This is a genomic window from Chryseobacterium sp. T20, from assembly GCF_047345655.1.
Lineage (GTDB): Bacteria > Bacteroidota > Bacteroidia > Flavobacteriales > Weeksellaceae > Chryseobacterium.
Genome location: NZ_JBLFDU010000012.1, coordinates 67,183 through 86,881 on the forward strand (window position 1 = coordinate 67,183; position 19,699 = coordinate 86,881).

Below are 19,699 nucleotides of genomic sequence, written 5' to 3' on the forward strand. Positions count from 1 at the left end.
CAAGCGAAGCGGATTCACTATTCACTATTCACTATTCACTATTCACTATTATCAAACATTCACATTTAATTCATACCTTTAATTTATGAATTATCTGGCGCATTCTTTTCTTTCTTTTACCGACGGTCAGATCGTGGGGCAGTTTCTCGAAGACTTTATCCGTAACAGAGATCGTTTTACTTTCCCGAAAGATATTCAGGACGGAATTACCCTGCACAGAGCTATTGATACTTTTACAGACTCCCACCCTGCTATTCATGAAGCCAAAAAGGTATTCGCTCCTTTGGTAAGACTGTATGCAGGTGCGTTTGTAGATGTCTCTATGGATCATTTTGTAGCCAGGGATCTTTCTCTGAATTCTCTTCCGGAATGGAAAGCGCATTCCCTTAAAGTTTATCGTGTTTTAAATGCCTATGAACAATGGCTTCCGGAAAATTTCAAAAAGATGCTTGTGAAAATGGAACATGATGACTGGCTTTATAATTACCGTGAAGACTGGGGAATTAAATTCAGCATTCAGAATGTTTTGAATAAAGCGAAGTACCTTGATAAGGATATTCCTGTTTTTGAAGCTTTTCTGAAGAACAAAGACCATCTTCAGCAGTGTTATGATGATTTTTTTCCTGATCTTTTAACCCATGTAAAAGGGATTAATGCTCTTTTACAGTTGGACAATTAATTTTAAATAAAAACACTTACCTTATAATACAAGATAAGTGTTCTATAAATTTGTGTTATTAGAATTTTTTATACCTGAATACTTTATAGAAAAGCTTTTGGGAACACTTTTCTATTAAAGTTTTTATAATATTAATCTCCAATTCTGAATACTAAAAGCTGAGTTGAAGCTGCCGCCAGAGTCATCCCGGTACCTGAACAGTTTCCAGATTGCCCTCTTCCCAGTCGAATAGGCCAGGTTCTTCCCGCAGGCACGGTAGTGGCATAGGTAATAGTCCCACCATGATTGGATAAAGTACCGGAATTATGATAGGCTGTACTATGGATTCTCTGAGTTCCGGCTGCTCCGGTAGGAAAATCCACAATATACGAGCTGTTTCTACATTTATCGGCTTCTACTGTAGTTCCGTTATCATTATTATGAATCGCCTCGTATACAAAAGTGATCTGATAAGTTCCCGCAGGAAATGTAATGGTACTGGTTCCCGCATTATAACTCATTCCGGAGATTGAATTTTTTACAACAGTCATAGGAACATTAGATGAGCTTCCTGCAGCTACACCATTAAGAAAATCACTCTGCGCTGTATCCAGTCTGAAAAGAGCGGGGTTAGGAATAGATAAAGCTCCAAGGGTACCAATGGTTTTCACTACACCGGTAGCATCCAACACCATAAGTGGGTCTGTGGTTGTATTTCCGGCTGTTGTTCCCTGCAAACGTAAAGGGTTTGTTCCATTTACATGAAGTTTATTGGTAGGAGCCGCAGTTCCTACACCTACTCTGTCATTGGCAGCATCTACAGATAAAGTAGTACCATCCACTGAAAAAGCATTTACTGCTGTACCGCTAAAAGCAAGAGTATTGCTTCCTTGTGTCACAGCTCGGTTTCCTGATAAAGTTCCATCTGTATTATAAATATTAACAGAACTTGTTGCTGGAATTGCTTTCCAGGTTCCTACCCCTGCAGCATCAGAAGTAAGGACATATCCGTTCGTTTGATTTCCGTCTACAATTTTTATAGCGGCTACCGGAGACACAGGAGTTCCTGCAGACTGAACATCTAATTTAGTAGCTGGAAGTTCCGTTCCTATTCCTACATTTCCTGAAGACTTAATAGTCATTCTTGCAGCATAATCTGTAGCGTTTCTGGTGAAAACCTGTAATCCTGCATAATTGTTGGCAATATCACGGTCTATCCCTAAGATAGATGCTCCGGTAGCACCTGAAGCACTGGTAGAGGGGATAAATTCAATTCCTCCAAATAAAGTGTTACTCACATTACTATTGTAGAGGGTAATACTTCTTGGCGTTCCCTGGCCGCATGGAGCACCACAATTGTCAATTCCAGCAGACAGGATATCTGTAACATTTCCTGCTATAGGATTTAAGACGGATAAAAAACTGGAAGGTGCTGCAGTTCCTATTCCCACTCTTCTGTTAAGGGCATCTACTGAAAAGTTATTACCATTAACAGAAAAAGCATTGGTGGCATTTGCGGTAAATGCCAATGTATTGCTTCCCTGAGTTACCGTTCTGTTTCCGGTTAACGTTCCATTGGTATTATAAATATTAGTATCAATGGCATTTCCCGGATTATGAAGCTTAACCCATGCTGAACCGTTATAATAATAGTAACCTACAGCATCAATATTTACTGCATTTCCAGCTTGTGAGCCATTTCCCACACTATTCACATAGATCATTGTAGAAGTTGGAATTGCTGTCATGCTTTGGGCTCTCAATCTGTCTACGCGGGTTACTAAAAGGCCATCTACAGCATTAGAAGTTCCCGTTGGATTTTTTGCAGTAATATCCAATGTTGCGGTTGGATTAGCTGTATTAATCCCTACCTGAGCAAAAGTAAAACTACTGAATGTAAGTAGTGTCAGTGTAATGTTCTTTCTTTTCATTTTCATATTAAGTTATTTAATAATTGGGCTACTTATTCATTTTCTTTGGAAGAACGTGTTGTATTTTAAAGTTTTCATCCTATAAAAAATTATGAAATCATAGCAAAGTTGTGGTGAGTATAATCAGATTAATTCTGACTATATAAAATTGTTATTGGTAAAAAGCAGTAGATAATAAATTTATTTCACTTCATAATATAATTGATTTAATTGTTATAATTCAAAAAAAATATAAATAAATTATTAAAATAATATTAAAATAAACACATTAATATATTAAATAAAATACCAAAATTTAAACAATAAGAATAAATATTTCATGAAAATAACAAAATAATTGAAAATATAATTAAAAAATATGTTAATAATTAAAATTTAACATTTTATCAAATCATCATTTAAAAAAAATTAGTCGTCATATAGTGATTTATTTCAACTTTATTTTACGTAAAAAAAGCAGCAACCTTAGTTACTGCTTCATAAGTTTTATTATAAAATATAAATGATTAAAAGGTTTTAAACATATAGCGGTTAGGATAGGTAAGTTTTTCACTGTTTCTTTGTCCGTTTACAATAATATGGACAATGTTGATCTGATCATCAAAAAGATTATACAGAAAACTTACGGCTGTTTCCACTTTTTTCGGGGCAGCTACAGGTTCAGATTCCATAAAAACATTTACAGATTCCTGATCTTCTTCATAACCGATATAGTTTATCTTCAAAAATTTGTTATCAGCTTTTAGTTTAAAATATTCTGAACAATATTTTCGCAGAGCATCGTTCAATTTTGCTTTGTATTTTTCATCATTAAAATGAAAAGCGCCTCCATATTTTTTTCCTAAACCATTTTCCATATCATCCAGGAAAAATCTTCCCGTCACTTCAAATGTTCTTGATTTTGAATTATAATTAATTTCCACAGAGCCTACATGATAAGGGTGAAAAGCTTCACTCCTTGTAAAACTCTGAAAAGTCATTGTTAATAATAAAAGAACACTCCAAAAAAATTTACCTGACATGAATTTTATTTTACAGCAAATATAAAAAAAGCAACAGTTATAGAAACTGCTGCTTTTTAAGATAATTGGTTGATGAAGACTTATTGTTTAATTACTTTTTTCGTGATTTTTGTATTATCCTCAAGCATTATAGTGAATAGATACGTTCCTTTTATCAGTTCGGAAACATCAATTTTACCTGAATTAGTATTTACATTTACAGTTTTAATCAATTTTCCTGAAGCATCATAAATGGTTACCGTTCCTTTAGAATGTCTTCCCAATGCTACGTTAACAAAATCTTTGGCAGGATTCGGAGTGATATTCACTTCTGAATTCATTTTTACATCAGCTGTTCCCAATGTTGTTCCTGTTTTAACAAAATAACCACCAAAACCTGTTGTCTGGAAACTGACTTCCCAATATTGGTAGGTGTTATTCCAGATAATATCTGCAACATCTGGTGTAATAACTGTGGCTGCACCTCCAAAAGAAGCAACTGTTCCCGTAGTACTTGTTCCTGTATATTTTTCGATAAGAAGATTCGCTTTATTGGCAACATCGTTAGGTGAAGTAGGTAATTTCACTCCATTGGTCAGATTATATGCATCGAAATCACTCTGCTTGAAATATAAAGTTACTTTTCCGGTAGCCGTAGTAGTATTTGCATCTGAATTGATTTCATATCTTCTTGCAACATAATTGGGTTGTGCATTATCTACCCATACCTTTGAGGTGACATTTCCTGTTACTGTACTGGCAGTTTCTTTTTCAACTCTTGAGATAAGCTGGCACGCATTTGTAAAATAGTTATAACCATTTGCTACCGTATTCGCTTTTGTTTGGTTGGAAGTTGCTAAATTCTTTACTTCAGCAACGTTTTCATAGATTACGGCTCTCATTTTAAGATCAAATGTTCTGGAAGTCCATGTGGTACCGTCAGTAGAAGTTTTAGATCTGCTATTCAGTACAGCATTCTCTGCTTTCATAGCAATTCTTCCTCCTAATCCATTAACAACAATATAAAATTCTTTTCCGGTTACCATTTGTACATTCAAATCTGAAAGATTGATGTAGTTCCAGGTATATCTCTGAATATTATTAAGCCATGAAGTAATGATTTTGGTAGCAATAATATCTCCGGGATTTCCGTTAGCATCCACCTTTCTGATCTGAATATCCACCGGGATATCCGAAGGAATTGAAGACCCTGATACAAAAGAGAACCCTCCCAGTTTCCCTGTTAACGTAGGAGTATATCTTACCGCAAGAGCCATATTATCAAAATAATAATTAAATTCTGTATTGGCTACAATGTACGGCTCATCATAACTTACCGTTTCAAAATTGGATTTCACACATCCTATTTCATCAGTAACAGCTTTATAGATATCCAATTTACCATATCCCCATCTCATATTCGGAACGACACCGGTGGCACCGTCCATTCTTGCATTAGCCGTAAGACGGGTTTTCACCTGTGCTGCCGTCAATGAAGGATTAGCCTGCAGTAATAACCCTACTGCTCCAGCTACTCCTGGTGAAGACATACTTGTCCCCTGGTTTTTCACGTAATAATTGGTTCCTGAAATAATGTCTGTTGCTGCCGGAGCAGAATTGCTGGATCTTGATGAAATAACATTCTGACCTGAACCTGCAATATCCGGCTTTTGAACCCCATCCACTCTTGGTCCCTGTGAACTGAATGAAGAGATAGATTCCTGTGGGGTTGTGGTAGAATAAGCACCCGTACTATACCAGCTCGGTCTTCCCATATATGATGCTACTGTAATAGCATTAGAAGCATTCCCCGGGCTTCCTACAATATATTCATTATCCCCATTTTGCAACGTGGTTTGTACTCCCTGGCTATACAGCCAGCCATGGGTTGAGATTTGCTGTGTTCCGTTATTGGTAATTTCCAATGTATAATTCCCCTGAACATTGGTAGTTCCTGAAGTTCTGGTAATTACCAGCTGAACATACCTTTTATTGTTATCATTATTCGAATAGTTATACATTGTTGCCGTAAGCCCTCCTCCCAGTATACTGTGAGCTGTAGTTGTACTTATGTTCTGAGTATACTGCTGTCCATCGGGAGTAGTGAGCTTTGCCGTAACAGGAGTATTGTCATTGGCATACATAATAAATGAAAATACTGTAGCTGCAGAAGTATTACTTACTACCGTAAAATTATAAGTCTGGGAAGCATTAGCAGCAATATCAACTTTTCTGTGAAGAAAAGCTCCGTAATCATTACCTGCCGAAATAACAACTACTCTTCCCGCTCCTGAGGTGGTAAAATTATTAACCGCTACTTCATGGCTTGAAGTTCCATCATGAGCAGTACTCTGACCACCTATACTCATATTGACAACAATAGGTTTATTAAGTGCTGTTGCCACATTTTTGAAGTAAGTTAATGCATTAATGGTATTTGTAGTAGGAAAAGACCCGTTTCCTCCTTTCACAAAAACAATATCCGCATCAGATGAAAATCCCTTATGTCTTTTATCTGTAAAAGCGGAACCATTTCCAGCGGCAGTACCTGAAACATGGGTTCCATGACCATTGGTATCATTTTCACGAACAAAACCTGTGGGTGTACCATCCAGTTCATCATCGATCTGTGCTTTTGTATATTCTACACCAGTGGCAAACCCTGCCGGAGCAACTTCTCCTGCTTGTGCAGTTAATGTCTGATCCCAAATAGAAACAATTCTGCTTTTGGTCTGATCATCAGCCTTTCTGAAATCCGGGTGCTTCCAGTCTATTCCAGTATCATAAATTCCTACTAAAACTCCTGTTCCATTATAAGCCGTGTTATTGAAAACACCATCCTGCAAAAGACTTGCTCCGGACTGAGCGCGGCTCACATCATTATGAAGTTCATCAAACTCCGGTCCCATTACAGAGGTTACATACGGAAGCTGAGTCAGTCTTTCAATATCTTCAATAGAAACTAAAGCTGTGGAAAACGCAGGAAATTGGCTTTGTACCAGAAATCCGTCTGCCTTTAGTTTTTCAGGCTCTTTAGTATAAACAATACATGAATACATGGTTTGCGCTCCTTTTGAAGTCACTACCAGGTGCTGGTCAAGTTTCATATCAGGACGTTCCAGTTCTTTTACAGCTCTTCCATTAGCAATACTTTCTTTATTCTTCAATAAAAGATCAAACCGGGAATCCAGTTTCTGTACCTGCCCGTAAAAAGCGTAGGAATACAATCCCAAAAAGGCTGCTGTAGCATTTCTAAGAAGCTTCGCTCCTCCATGTGAAATGTTTACATTTGTAAAAAATAATTTTTTGATATCCATATTTTATTTTTAAGCAATACAATTATACAATTTTTATTCAAAACACATATAAAGCAAAATATTAATAAAGATTCAGCGTAAAAATTAAATTAAATAATAAAATTAATAATATTTTAACAATATATTCAAAATATAAAATTTTTCAATCAAAATGCAGGATTTTCTTTTTTATTTAAACCTTGGATGGGAACATATTATTTCTCTGGATGCCCTGGATCATCAGCTTTTTGTTTTGGCTTTGATAGCCGTTTACTCTTACAGTGACTGGAAAAAAATTCTGATTCTTGTGACTGCGTTCACCATTGGACATTCTATTACATTAGCATTGAGTATCCTTGATGTTTTCAGAGTTCCTTCTGACTGGGTGGAGTTTTTAATTTCTTTAACCATTGTTCTGACTTCGCTGGATAATATTATCATGAAAAATCAGAAACAGACTTTGATGCGGGCCAACTATTATCTTGCTCTGATTTTCGGTTTGGTTCATGGAATGGGATTCGCCAACACAGCAAGAGTAATGATTGCTAAAAGCCAAAGTATTGCTTTACCTCTCCTTGGGTTTAATATTGGTTTGGAACTTGGCCAGATTGTAATTGTTGCTGCCATTTTAATCATCCTGTTTATTTCACTCAATCTTTTTAAGGTGAATAAAAAAGACTGGATACTCTTTGTTTCTTCCGGAGTATTTGCTTTATCTTTAAAAATGACTTTGGAAAGAATTCCTTTTTAAAAGTTAAATATTCTCATTAATTCAACAGGTAATTACTATCTTTGATCATTAAAAAATCATTTCGGTTATGAAACTAAAAGTTGTTATACTTTCACTTTCTGTATTTGCATATACAGGTTTCACCGCACAAAATATTCAGAATAACCCGGGCAGCAATCACGGCAATAAGTTTGAGCAGCTGGGAACTATTCTACCAACACCCAACATCTACAGAACGGCTTCAGGAGCTCCCGGTCACGGATACTGGCAGAACAGAGCCGATTATAACATTACCGCTTATCTGGATGAAGATAAAAGAAATCTGAAAGGTTCAGAAACGGTGACTTACTACAATAATTCTCCTGATGAGCTGGACTATATCTGGCTGCAGCTTGATGAAAACGAACACTCAAGCATCAGAAATGCAGGATATGACACTTCGTCTGTACTTCGTTCTTCCACTACGAACCAGCAGCTTAAAGTTTCTGAACTTCCTGTAAAGGATAACGGTTATGGCGTAAGTCTTGAAAAAGTAACAGATGCGTCAGGTAATCCATTGAAGTATACGGTCAACAAAACGATGATGCGTATTGATCTTCCCAAAGTCTTGAAAAAGGGTGAGAAATTCGTTTTCAAAGTAGACTGGAACTATAATATCTCCGACAGAATTAAAATGGGAGGCCGTGGAGGTTTTGAAAACTTCCCTGAAGATGGCAATGATCTGTATACAATGGCACAATGGTACCCAAGAATGTGCGTGTATAGTGATTTCCAGGGTTGGCAGAATCATCAGTTTACCGGAAGAGGTGAATTTGCTTTGGTCTTCGGAGACTTTAAGGTTTCCATGAATGTCCCTGCAGATCATATTGTTGGAGGAACAGGAGAATGTAAAAATTACGATCAGGTATTAACATCTGATCAGCTATCAAGATACAGAAAAGCTGAAAACGCAGCAGAGCCCATCGAAATTGTAACGTTAGACGAAGCTAAAAAAGCGGAGAAAAATCATTCAAAACAAAGAAAAACATGGGTTTTCGAAGCGAAAGATGTTCGTGATTTTGCATGGACTTCTTCCCGAAAGTTTGTCTGGGACGGAATGCGTGTAACGATTCCTGAAAACAACAATAAGGTAATGGCAATGAGTTTCTATCCAAAAGAATCTTACGGTCTTTACAGAAAATTTTCTACAAAAGCGGTAGCCCATACCATCAAAACCTATTCGGAATTTACCATTCCTTATCCGTATCCTGTAGCGCAGTCTGTAGAAGCAGCGAACGGAATGGAGTATCCGATGATCTGTTTCAATTTCGGAAGAACCGAGAAAGACGGAACGTATTCTGAAGGGACAAAAAATGGAATGATCGGAGTAATTATCCACGAGGTTGGTCACAACTTCTTCCCTATGATCATCAATTCTGATGAAAGACAATGGGCATGGATGGACGAAGGTCTGAATACCTTTACAGAATATCTTACAGAAGAAAAATGGGATAATAAATTCCCATCCAAAAGAGGACCGGCATGGACAATCGTAGATTATATGAAACTTCCGAAAGATCAGCTGGAACCTATCATGAGTAACTCTGAAAATATAGTTCAGTATGGTCCGAACGCCTATTCAAAACCTGCTACAGGACTGAATATTCTTCGTGAAACAATCATGGGAAGAGAGCTTTTCGACAAAGCATTTAAAACGTATGCCAAAAGATGGGCATTCAAGCATCCTGAGCCTGCAGATTTATTCCGTACAATGGAAGATGCCAGCGGTGAAGACCTTGACTGGTTCTGGAGAGGATGGTTCTACGGTACAGATCCTGTAGATATTGCGATTGATAAAGTAACGGTTGCTGTTCCTAATCTTGAGAGTGATCCAAGAGCTGCTGCTGAAGTAAAATATCAGGTTGAAAAACCATTGGTAAACAGTTTTGAAGACCTTTCAAAAATCAGAAACAGAGAAGATAAGAATATCAAGTTCTATGTAGATGGTGATAAAGACCTTCAGGATTTCTATTACAGATATGACAGAGGCCAGGAAAAGATTGATAATAACAAGCAATACACCATCAAAACAGAGGCAGGTCTTCCTTTAGATGCCAAGGACAAAGAGAAATTCAAAAATATAACAGGATATCAGATAGATTTTGTGAACAAAGGTGGTCTGGTAATGCCAATCATTCTTGAATTCACTTTTGAAGACGGATCAAAAGTATATGACAAATCTGCAGCGCAGATCTGGAGACTGAACGAACAAAAAGTTTCCAAGACCTATTATTTTGATAAGAAAGTAAAATCTATTCAGCTGGATCCAATGAGGGAGACTGCTGATATTGATACAAGCAATAATTTCTGGAGCAATGCCGGAGCAGCAAGTGAAACTTCAAAATTCCAACTTTTCAAACAAAAACAGGGAGGAGGTTCCGTAAGAGGAGGCTCAACCGGAAAAGTCAACCCAATGCAGGCCGCAGGAAAGAGTTAAAAATCAAAAGGTTGTAACTTTTACAAATACAGCACTACTTATTATTAAAAAGATCATGAAAACTATTCTTTTCCTTTTAATACTAAGTAGTGCTAATTTTTTTTCCCAGAAGCTACTTACTCCTGAAAATTCCGGGATCAACTCAAAACTTATCCACGATGAAACTTCTGAAGCCGTATGGTTTGCTGAAAATGCAGGAACCAAAATAGAAATAGGAAGTATTGTTACGGAGATCAAAAAACTGAACAAAGCAGATCTTTTGATCAGAACAACGGTAAAAATGAAACAGGCTCCGGATACAAAATGGACGGATTCTACTCTCGTAAAAACTTCCAACTTCAACCCTATTTACCACTCATCTTACAATTCAATGAGAGATATGGTTCTCAAGTCTGAAAAAGATAAGGTCACCGGATATTATCTTGATAAGAAATCTCAGAAAAAAGATATCATCGAAATTCCTGCAGATCATTATTTCGACAGCAGCAGCTATGCCCAGCTGATCAGATACCTTCCTTTGAAAGAACACTATACTGCCGAAATTTCTATTTTCGATTATAACCCCAAATCTGAGAAAAAAGGGATGATGAAAGCCTACATTCTGGATACCCAAAAGACAGAATATAAAGGAAAACCGGTTTGGGCTGTAAAAACTAATGATGACATCAGCAACAAAGCAACCACAGTAACCTATTATATTGATGCAGCAACAAGGAAAATTGTAAAGCAGGATATAGAAATGGCAGGAAGAAAAATGTATTTAGAAACAGCTCTATAAATTACTTACATCCAGATACCAATATCTCATTTTCGTCTACAAAAAACATAACAACCTGACTTAAAAAGTTTTATATTTGAATCACATAACACCAAATGTCAAAAACCTGATTGACTTTAAATGTTCAGGACGTACCCATCAAAATATTTTTAACTATGAAAAATGCCAAACTACTAAGCAGAGATGCTCAGAAAACTATTCATGGCGGGCTTGCTGCCAGACTCGTGTGCTGTGAACGCGACGACAACGGAAAATGTACTTTATGGATCGGACCAGGACAAAACTGTCCTTAGTTCTGTCATCTGATAACAATTTTGATAAAGCCGGAAATTTCCGGCTTTTTTTGTTTTTACAACCTTTCTTCTTTACAACCTGATTATCAAAATTTTATTATAAAAAATTCAACTAAAATATATCACACAATAAAGAAAAACAGTATCTTTGATTCACTTCTTTTACACCAAATGTCAAAATCCTGATTGACTTTAAATGTTCAGGAACGTACAAACAAAATATTATTAACTATGAAAAACGCTAAATTATTAAGCAGAGATGCTCAGAAATCAATCAATGGCGGAGCAGCAGGACGTATTTGCTGTGAGTACAATTACAAAGGACAATGTATCCTGTGGATCGGACCTGGACAATATTGCCCGTAGTTCAATCCTTAGATAACAATTTAAGATAAAGCCGGAAATGTTCCGGTTTTATTTTTTAACTTAAATGTTCTTTTACATTCTTTTTATAAGTTCTCCCCAAAGGAAGCTCATCGCCATTTTTCAAAAAAACATGGCTGGAATTATACGAATTGATATGTTCTGATAATACAATATAAGACTTATGAATTCTGATAAATCCGAAATGCTGAAACTTCTCTTCAAAATTGGACATCCTATCCAGAATCATATACTTTTTCAGAGGCGTCATCAGCACAATATACTCCCCGAATCCCTGTATCCAGAGAATATCTTTTAGAAAAACTTTATTCATCACATAATTGGATTTGAACATAATAAAGTCTTCTTGTTGCTGACTGTTGGCGGAGCTTTTAAACTGAACAAAATCCCTTGCTTTATGGACTGCTTTTTTAAATGTATCAAAATCCACAGGCTTGATAAGGTAATGAACAACATCCAGTTCAAAGGCTTTCACTGCATACTTTGTCTCCAGCGTAAGAAAAATACAGAGCGGCGGATCGGGAAGTTGCTGCAAAAGCTCCACTCCATTCATCCCAGGCATATTGATATCGAAAACAACCAGATCTACTTTATTCTCTTTCAGAAATGCCAGTGCTTCTTCCGGTTTCTGAAATGAAGCCAGTAGCTCAACCTCTTCAAGCTGATCACAATATTGTTTTACAAGCTGCAATGCAGGATATTCATCATCTACATTAACGATAGTCAGGTTAGCCATTGATAGTAATTGTTAAAGCAATTTTATATTGATCATTTTCTTTCGGTCCGGAATAAAATTCATACTGATCAGGATAAAATTTTTCCAATATATGAATAATTGCTTCATTACCCAATCCGTGATAATCAGATTCAGCTACAAGAGTTCTATCTTTTCCGACAGAATTTATAATTTCAAAATACAGTTCAGAGCGCTCAATATGACAGAATAATTTTATAAAAGCATGAGCATCTTCTCCAATTGCTGAATGTTTTAAAGCGTTTTCAAATAAAGTAAGAAGTATAGCAGACGGGATTTCCGCAATGTCAAATTCTTCCTGATCTTCAATATCCATCACAATATCAAGCTGGTTATTATATTTAAGCTGATACAATGCAGCAAGCGCTTTCAGGGAAGAAAACTCCTGAGAAACCGTTACTCTTTCTTTTCCACTGTCATAAATAATATATTTTAAAAGTCTGCTCAACTGCAAAATAGAATCCGATGTTTTCTCTGAATGGGTAAAACTATTGGCATATATATTATTAAGCGTATTCAACAAAAAATGAGGATTCAGTTTAGATTTCAGCAAATCAAGATAAAGCTGATCTTTCTCTTCTCCAAGACTGATCACATCCTGTTCTATTAAAAATTTGTCTTTGGTAATTCCCAGAAAAGAACCCACCAGAATGATGATTCCTTGTGAGATATACACATTATACAGAAACCCGACATGGTAACCTTCTCCACTGAAATTCATCTGAAAAACGGCTGGTTCCCACAAAATTCTGAAAAGACTGGACCCTAAAAAAAGGATTAAAGCATAGAGAATAAACTCCGGATACTTATTCGATAAATAGAATCTAGGTACCAGATAATAGTACACCAGATAATAAATACCCACATTGAAAATTGTATTCAAAATAATACTTATCACCAACTGATTTGAATCCAGGAAGTAGTTTTCGGTGAAATAAGTCATCAAAATGAAGATAAAAAGGAAAAAAATGTGCTGAAACCTCAACAAAAATTTCCAGCGGTACTTCATAAGGCTTTCCAGAATTTTACCACTAAATAAAATTCTGATAATCAATAATATAATTATAAAATTAATGATTAAAAACATAGTCCATACCTTATTTTGAAACGCATCAAATATAATATCTTTTTGTCTCAAAATGCAGTTCGTTGAGAAAAACTGTCATTGATTGAAAAAATCCGGGCCCGCTCTTCTGAATAAATATATTTGAGAAACCGCAATATTAATCAAATATTACATGAAACTTAATATACAATTAACTCTTATTTTATCATTTTGTTTGATAACTGGTCTTTTACGTAGTCAGAGTAAAGACAACTATAATATGTGGTTTCAGTACCTGATGTCAGCAAAGCTGACTGATAAGAGTACTTTAACTGCACTTACTCAATACCGTTCTTTTGACCTGGCTTATGACACCCGACTTTTCCTTGTGAATGCCTATGTAGATTATGAAGTGGCAGAAAATATAAGACCTGCTGCAGGAGCTATGTTTCTGATCCTCGAATCTTACAATGCCGACGATTCTAAAAAGATAAGATATGAAAAAAGACCTTTCCAACAGGTAACTGCTGAGTATTTCATCGGGAGAACCTCCATCTCCAACCGCCTTAGAGTGGAAGAGCGTTTCCTCAGCAATCCCGATGAATTTGAGGTAAGAATCCGATATCTGATTTCTGTCAGAATTCCTTTCAATAAAAAAGGAGAAAAAGAAAAACTCTACGGTATTCTTAAAAATGAAATAAGAATGAATGTGGATAAAGTAGAGCCTTTCGATAGCAATCGTATTACCGCAGGACTTGGAATAAAAGTAGGCAAAAACTCTGCACTGGAGCTGGCCTTTATCAATCAAATGGAAACCGGAAAAACAAGTAACTACGGCTTTATAGGTTTCAGAAACAGTTTTGACTGGAGAAAAAAGAAACAACAATAATCTCATTAATATTTATAGATAACTATGCTTACATTTCTTGGTTTTTTAATGATTTTCATCTTCATGATCCTCATCATGAACAAAAAGATGACTCCTCTTACCGCTTTAGTCCTTGTACCAGTCCTTATAGCTGTAGTAGCAGGATTCGGGCCTGATCTGGGGGAAATGATGAAAGATGGAGTAAAAGAAATAGCACTTACGGGGGTTATGCTGATTTTTGCCATCCTGTATTTCAGTCTGATGATTGACACCGGGCTTTTCGAGCCACTTGTCAATGCCATATTAAAAGCTGTAGGAGATAATCCTGTAAAAACAACCATCGGAACGGCCCTTCTCACCACTTTGGTCTCTTTAGATGGCGATGGTTCTTCCACTTACATTATTGTGGTGGCAGCATTACTTCCACTTTATAAAAAACAGGGCATGAACCCTCTGGTTTTAACCTGTATTATCATGCTTGCAGGTGGTATTATGAATATTTTACCATGGGGTGGCCCTACTGCAAGAGTGATGAGCTCCCTTAAACTGGGGCATACTGAAATATTTGTTCCTATGATTCCGGTTATGCTGATCGGGCTGGTATGGGTATTTTTTGTGGCCTATATTCTGGGGGTTCGGGAGAAAAAAAGAATAAGCAAACATGGAAAATATACCAAATACAGCGGACAGGATATTGCAGGTGAAAATGACCCCGCATTAAGACGCCCAAAACTTATTATTGTTAATTTAATCCTGACCATTATCCTTCTTTGCGTGATGATTCTGGACATTATTCCTTTGGGAATTGCGTTTATGATTGCCTTCTGCATCGCTTCCCTGATTAATTACCCGAAACTGAAAGACCAGCAGAAAATTATTTCAAAACATGCAGGAAATGCCTTATCGGTAGCAGGAATGATTTTCGGAGCGGGAATTTTCACCGGAATACTGAATGGAACCGGAATTATGAATGCTATGGGAAACAGCATTATCAGTATTGTTCCTAAAACCTGGGGTGGATATCTGAATGTCATCACCGCAATATTCAGTGTACCGCTTACCTTTTTCCTTACCAATGATGCTTATTATTTTGGAATATTACCTGTGATTACCGCTACAGGCAGCCAGCTGAATATTCCTCCTGATATTCTGGGACGTGCCAGTCTTGTAGGGCAGGCTTCTCATTTATTAAGTCCGTTGGTGCCTTCTACTTATCTGTTGGTTTCCCTGGCCGGTGTAGAATTCTCTGACCACCTGAAATTCACCTTAAAATGGGCTATCGGATCATCAATTGTAATGTTACTGAGCGCTTTGATTCTTGGTATTATATAAGGTTATATCTTTGAATATTGTAATCTTACCATCTATAAAAAGTGAATGATGAAAACTGCCAAGCAAAAAACATTTACCGATTCTTATCTAAGAAACCTTACGCTTTATGTATTCACAGCGATTATCTGTGGAGCATTGACCGGTTATTATTTTCCGGAAGTCAGTAAACATCTGGAAACGGTAAGCAGTTATTTCTTCACACTTCTTGAAGTTTTGATTATTCCTGTTATTTTCATTGCAGTAACGTATGGGGTAAGCTATATTTTCAGCACCAAAAATGCTTTTAAAATTGTGAGCCAGATGGTTCTGTATTTTTTAATCATTACCTCCATCAGTATTTTATTGGGAATCGGGTCTGGTCTTCTTTTAAAACCGGGTGCCAATACAGGAATTATTATTTCTTCTCATAAAGAACTCCCTGAAAGATTTTTAATAAAAACTTCAAACCCATTACACATCAGCAACTATGTTCTTTTTCTTTTAATCTCAATTTCTGCGGGAGTCGTGATTGGTCTTTCAAAAAAGAGGAATAATATCTTTAAAGCTTTAGATGCGGGAAGAAATCTGTTTTTCAGACTTATCAAATATGTTTATTTATTTCTTCCTATCGTTATTTTTTCTAATATCGCCTACGGAATTTCAGTATATGGAATTAATACTCTCCTACCGTTAAGTAAAATTGTCGCTACGGTATATCTTACCAGTGTATTTTTTATTTTCGGGATATTAGGAGTTATAACAGCTTACTTTAAAATTAATCTTTGGGATTTTCTGATCAGCATCAAAGAAGAAATCATTCTTGTAGTGGCAACATCGTCTTCAAAAACGGCTTTCCCAATGATCTTTGACAAAATGGAATCACAAGGCTATGACCGGAAAATTCTTCGTCTTATTATTCCTCTCGGATACAATTTCAACCTGGCAGGAGCGTGCATTTATCTTTCCATTTCATGTATTTTCCTCGTTCAGCTTTACAATATTTCTCTTACGCCAATGGATTATTTCTGGCTTTTTATCACGATTTCCATTGCTTCCAAAACCGCTTCCGGGGTTCCAGGATCAGGTTTCCTTGCCCTGATGTTTACCCTAAGCAGGTTTGGAAAAATTCCCACCACAGATCTTGCGCTTTTATACAGCATAGACCGCTTTATGAACGAAGCGAGATCGGTTACCAATTTCATAGGCATTTCAGTTTCTGCTGCCATTATTTCAAAACTTAATCAAAATTCTATTCCCTTAAAAAATGATATTTCCTGATTTTACACACCTTTTCAATGACATCGTAGAAAACCCGGCAAAATCCATTGCTATTATCGGCAATCTTATCCTGATCGAAAGCCTTCTTTCTGTAGACAATGCAGCAGTACTGGCGACCATCGTCATGGATCTGCCCGAACATCAAAGAAAAAAAGCCCTGAAATACGGAATCCTTGGAGCTTATGTATTTCGTGGACTCGCTCTTATTTTTGCCTCCGTACTGATTTCCGTGTGGTGGCTGAAACCACTGGGAGGATTCTATCTGATCTACATTTCTTTTGACTGGTTCATCAAAAAAATTAAAAACACAAATGATGAAGAAAATTCAGAAGAAAACCCGGACAAAGAATCCAGCTGGCTGTATAAAAATTCCATCGGATTACTGGGCCAATTCTGGGCCACGGTTGCTATTGTTGAAGTGATGGATCTTGCTTTTTCTATAGATAATGTTTTTGCAGCAGTGGCTTTTTCAGACAATTTACTTCTGATTACGCTGGGAGTATTTATAGGAATTTTAGCGATGAGATTTATTGCGCAGTGGTTTGTTCGTCTCATGCAGGTATTTCCTTTCCTGGAAACTGCAGCTTTTATCGTCATTGCTATTTTAGGAATTAAACTCAGTTTGTCATTATTTGAACACTTCTACCCTGCTACGGCATTCGCTCAATTTTTAGCCAGCCATACCATGGAAATATTAGTTTCCGCCATCACTGTTCTTTTGTTTGTAGTGCCGGTAGCGACAAGTTATGCTTTCGGATTCCCGGCCCGTAAAAAATAATTTTTCTGCCAAATTTTCACATTCGGAAATAAAAGTCTGCCATTTCAGCCACCAGTGTCTCATGGCATACATTTAGAGAATTACAACACAGAAATAATTAAAAAATAAATATATTATGTCAGTAAACTTTAAACCATTGGCAGACAGAGTTCTGGTAGAGCCAATCGCAGCAGAAACTAAAACAGCTTCAGGAATCATTATCCCGGACACTGCAAAGGAAAAGCCGCAAGAAGGTACTGTAGTGGCAGTAGGTCCTGGTAAAAAAGATGAGCCTACAACAGTTCAGGTAGGTGACAAAGTTCTTTATGGAAAATATTCAGGTGCTGAATTGAAGTTGGAAGGTAAAGATTACTTGATCGTAAGAGAAGCTGATTTATTAGGAATCATCGGTTAATTTGTAAAAAGTAAAATGTATTCATGTAAAATGATATTTTCAGAATACAAAATCATTAATACATTGTACAAAGTACATTAATACAATAAGAAATTATGGCAAAAGAAATAAAATTCGATATTGAATCAAGAGACGCTCTAAAGAGAGGAGTAGATGCATTGGCTAATGCAGTAAAAGTAACTTTAGGTCCTAAAGGGAGAAACGTGGTAATTGAAAAATCTTTCGGTGCTCCACACGTAACTAAGGATGGTGTGTCTGTTGCAAAAGAAATCGAACTTGAAGACAGAGTAGAAAATATGGGAGCTCAGATGGTAAAAGAAGTGGCTTCCAAAACTAATGATATCGCAGGAGACGGTACTACTACCGCTACTGTATTGGCACAGGCTATCGTAAGAGAAGGTCTTAAGAACGTAGCGGCAGGTGCTAACCCAATGGATCTTAAAAGAGGAATCGACAAAGCGGTAACTGCTGTTGTTGAAAACCTTAAAACACAGTCTCAGGCTGTGGGAGATTCTACAGATAAAGTAAAGCAAGTAGCTTCTGTATCTGCTAACAACGACGAAACAATCGGTGCTTTAATCGCTGAGGCTTTCGGAAAAGTTGGAAAAGAAGGTGTAATCACTGTAGAAGAAGCTAAAGGTATCGATACAACAGTAGATGTTGTAGAAGGTATGCAGTTCGACAGAGGTTACCAGTCACCTTACTTCGTGACTAACCCTGAGAAAATGTTAGCTGAACTAGAAAACCCATATATCCTTTTAGTAGAGAAGAAGATTTCTTCAATGAAAGAATTACTTCCAGTTCTTGAGCCAATTGCTCAAGGTGGTAAGTCTCTATTAATCATTTCTGAAGAAGTTGAAGGTGAAGCTTTAGCTACTTTGGTAGTAAACAAACTAAGAGGTTCTCTTAAAATTGCTGCTGTAAAAGCTCCGGGATTCGGAGACAGAAGAAAAGCAATGTTAGAAGATATCGCTATCCTTACAGGTGGACAGGTGATTTCTGAAGAGCAAGGTTTCACAATGGAAAACATCTCTTTAGACATGCTTGGAACTGCTGAAAAAGTAACGATTGACAAAGACAACACAACGGTTGTAAACGGTGGTGGTGACGAAGCGAAAATCAAAGGAAGAGTAGCTCAGATCAAAGCTCAGATGGAAACTACAACTTCTGACTACGACAGAGAAAAACTTCAGGAAAGACTAGCTAAGTTAGCTGGTGGTGTTGCTGTGCTTTACGTAGGTGCTGCTTCTGAAGTAGAAATGAAAGAGAAAAAAGACAGAGTTGATGATGCTCTACACGCTACAAGAGCTGCTGTAGAAGAAGGTATCGTTGCAGGTGGTGGTGTTGCTTTAGTAAGAGCAATTAAATCTCTAGACAACCTTTCTGGTGCTAATGCTGACGAAAACACTGGTATCAAAATCGTGAAAAGAGCGATCGAAGAGCCATTAAGACAAATCGTTGCTAACGCAGGTGGAGAAGGTTCTGTAATCGTTGCTAAAGTAGCAGAAGGAACAGGTGACTTCGGATACAACGCGAAAACTGACGAGTATGTTCAAATGCTTGAAGCAGGTATCATTGACCCAACTAAAGTAACAAGAGTTGCCCTTGAAAATGCTGCTTCTGTATCTGGAATGCTTTTAACAACTGAATGTGTTATCACTGAAGTAAAGAGCGCTGAACCAGCTATGCCAATGGGTGGTGGAATGCCAGGAATGATGTAACGG

At 36.9% G+C, this 19,699-nt stretch carries 17 protein-coding genes; 12 read left to right on the forward strand and 5 right to left on the reverse strand.

The window, feature by feature from the left end; translation table 11 throughout:
* Positions 1-85 precede the first annotated feature (85 nt).
* The gene (locus ACMA47_RS20995) at positions 86-679 is read left to right on the forward strand and encodes an ACP phosphodiesterase (RefSeq protein ID WP_413931341.1); all 594 of its coding nucleotides are present in this window, start codon (positions 86-88) and stop codon (positions 677-679) included.
* 131 nt (positions 680-810) lie between these two features.
* On the opposite strand, the gene ACMA47_RS21000 is transcribed toward ACMA47_RS20995, so the two are convergent.
* The 3 genes from ACMA47_RS21000 to ACMA47_RS21010 form a co-directional block, all read right to left on the reverse strand.
* Positions 811-2,589, reverse strand: coding sequence for a hypothetical protein (locus ACMA47_RS21000; RefSeq protein WP_413931342.1), 1,779 nt, complete (start codon positions 2,587-2,589; stop codon positions 811-813).
* A gap of 506 nt (positions 2,590-3,095) precedes the next feature.
* On the reverse strand, positions 3,096-3,611 hold the full coding sequence (locus ACMA47_RS21005; RefSeq protein ID WP_413931343.1) for a DUF6702 family protein: 516 nt from the start codon (positions 3,609-3,611) through the stop codon (positions 3,096-3,098).
* A gap of 80 nt (positions 3,612-3,691) precedes the next feature.
* Complete coding sequence (locus ACMA47_RS21010; RefSeq protein ID WP_413931344.1) at positions 3,692-6,907, reverse strand: S8/S53 family peptidase; 3,216 nt, start codon at positions 6,905-6,907, stop codon at positions 3,692-3,694.
* Positions 6,908-7,058: 151 nt separating this feature from the next.
* On the opposite strand from ACMA47_RS21010, the gene ACMA47_RS21015 reads away from it, so the two are divergent.
* From ACMA47_RS21015 to ACMA47_RS21035, 5 genes are all read left to right on the forward strand, one after another.
* A complete protein-coding gene (locus ACMA47_RS21015) occupies positions 7,059-7,637 on the forward strand; it encodes a HupE/UreJ family protein (protein WP_413931345.1) in 579 nt (192 codons plus the stop codon).
* Between the two features lie 67 nt (positions 7,638-7,704).
* Positions 7,705-10,092, forward strand: coding sequence for a M1 family metallopeptidase (locus ACMA47_RS21020; RefSeq protein ID WP_413931346.1), 2,388 nt, complete (start codon positions 7,705-7,707; stop codon positions 10,090-10,092).
* Positions 10,093-10,147: 55 nt separating this feature from the next.
* Positions 10,148-10,870: a hypothetical protein gene (locus tag ACMA47_RS21025; protein WP_413931347.1), complete on the forward strand. Its 723-nt coding sequence runs from the start codon at positions 10,148-10,150 to the stop codon at positions 10,868-10,870.
* A gap of 155 nt (positions 10,871-11,025) precedes the next feature.
* The gene (locus tag ACMA47_RS21030) at positions 11,026-11,163 is read left to right on the forward strand and encodes a hypothetical protein (protein WP_185103689.1); all 138 of its coding nucleotides are present in this window, start codon (positions 11,026-11,028) and stop codon (positions 11,161-11,163) included.
* 231 nt (positions 11,164-11,394) lie between these two features.
* The gene (locus ACMA47_RS21035) at positions 11,395-11,529 is read left to right on the forward strand and encodes a hypothetical protein (RefSeq protein ID WP_255812661.1); all 135 of its coding nucleotides are present in this window, start codon (positions 11,395-11,397) and stop codon (positions 11,527-11,529) included.
* A gap of 55 nt (positions 11,530-11,584) precedes the next feature.
* On the opposite strand, the gene ACMA47_RS21040 is transcribed toward ACMA47_RS21035, so the two are convergent.
* Positions 11,585-12,283 carry a LytR/AlgR family response regulator transcription factor gene (locus tag ACMA47_RS21040; protein WP_413931348.1) on the reverse strand — a complete coding sequence of 233 codons (699 nt, stop codon included), beginning with the start codon at positions 12,281-12,283 and terminating at the stop codon, positions 11,585-11,587.
* A complete protein-coding gene (locus tag ACMA47_RS21045; protein ID WP_413931349.1) occupies positions 12,276-13,244 on the reverse strand; it encodes a sensor histidine kinase in 969 nt (322 codons plus the stop codon). The genes ACMA47_RS21040 and ACMA47_RS21045 overlap by 8 nt, the downstream gene beginning before the upstream one ends.
* Positions 13,245-13,626: 382 nt before the next feature.
* On the opposite strand from ACMA47_RS21045, the gene ACMA47_RS21050 reads away from it, so the two are divergent.
* The 6 genes from ACMA47_RS21050 (at position 13,627) to groL (ending at position 19,696) form a co-directional block, all read left to right on the forward strand.
* Complete coding sequence (locus ACMA47_RS21050; protein WP_413931350.1) at positions 13,627-14,235, forward strand: DUF2490 domain-containing protein; 609 nt, start codon at positions 13,627-13,629, stop codon at positions 14,233-14,235.
* 24 nt (positions 14,236-14,259) lie between these two features.
* Positions 14,260-15,546, forward strand: a complete 1,287-nt coding sequence (locus tag ACMA47_RS21055) for a CitMHS family transporter (RefSeq protein ID WP_413931351.1) — start codon at positions 14,260-14,262, stop codon at positions 15,544-15,546.
* A 45-nt stretch (positions 15,547-15,591) separates the two neighbouring features.
* A complete protein-coding gene (locus ACMA47_RS21060) occupies positions 15,592-16,803 on the forward strand; it encodes a cation:dicarboxylate symporter family transporter (protein ID WP_413931352.1) in 1,212 nt (403 codons plus the stop codon).
* A complete protein-coding gene (locus ACMA47_RS21065; RefSeq protein ID WP_413931353.1) occupies positions 16,790-17,581 on the forward strand; it encodes a TerC family protein in 792 nt (263 codons plus the stop codon). Before ACMA47_RS21060 ends, ACMA47_RS21065 begins: the two co-directional genes overlap by 14 nt.
* A 115-nt stretch (positions 17,582-17,696) precedes the next feature.
* The gene (gene groES, locus ACMA47_RS21070; RefSeq protein ID WP_034696138.1) at positions 17,697-17,975 is read left to right on the forward strand and encodes a co-chaperone GroES; all 279 of its coding nucleotides are present in this window, start codon (positions 17,697-17,699) and stop codon (positions 17,973-17,975) included.
* Positions 17,976-18,070: 95 nt separating this feature from the next.
* Positions 18,071-19,696, forward strand: a complete 1,626-nt coding sequence (gene groL, locus ACMA47_RS21075; protein WP_129054448.1) for a chaperonin GroEL — start codon at positions 18,071-18,073, stop codon at positions 19,694-19,696.
* Positions 19,697-19,699: the final 3 nt, after the last annotated feature.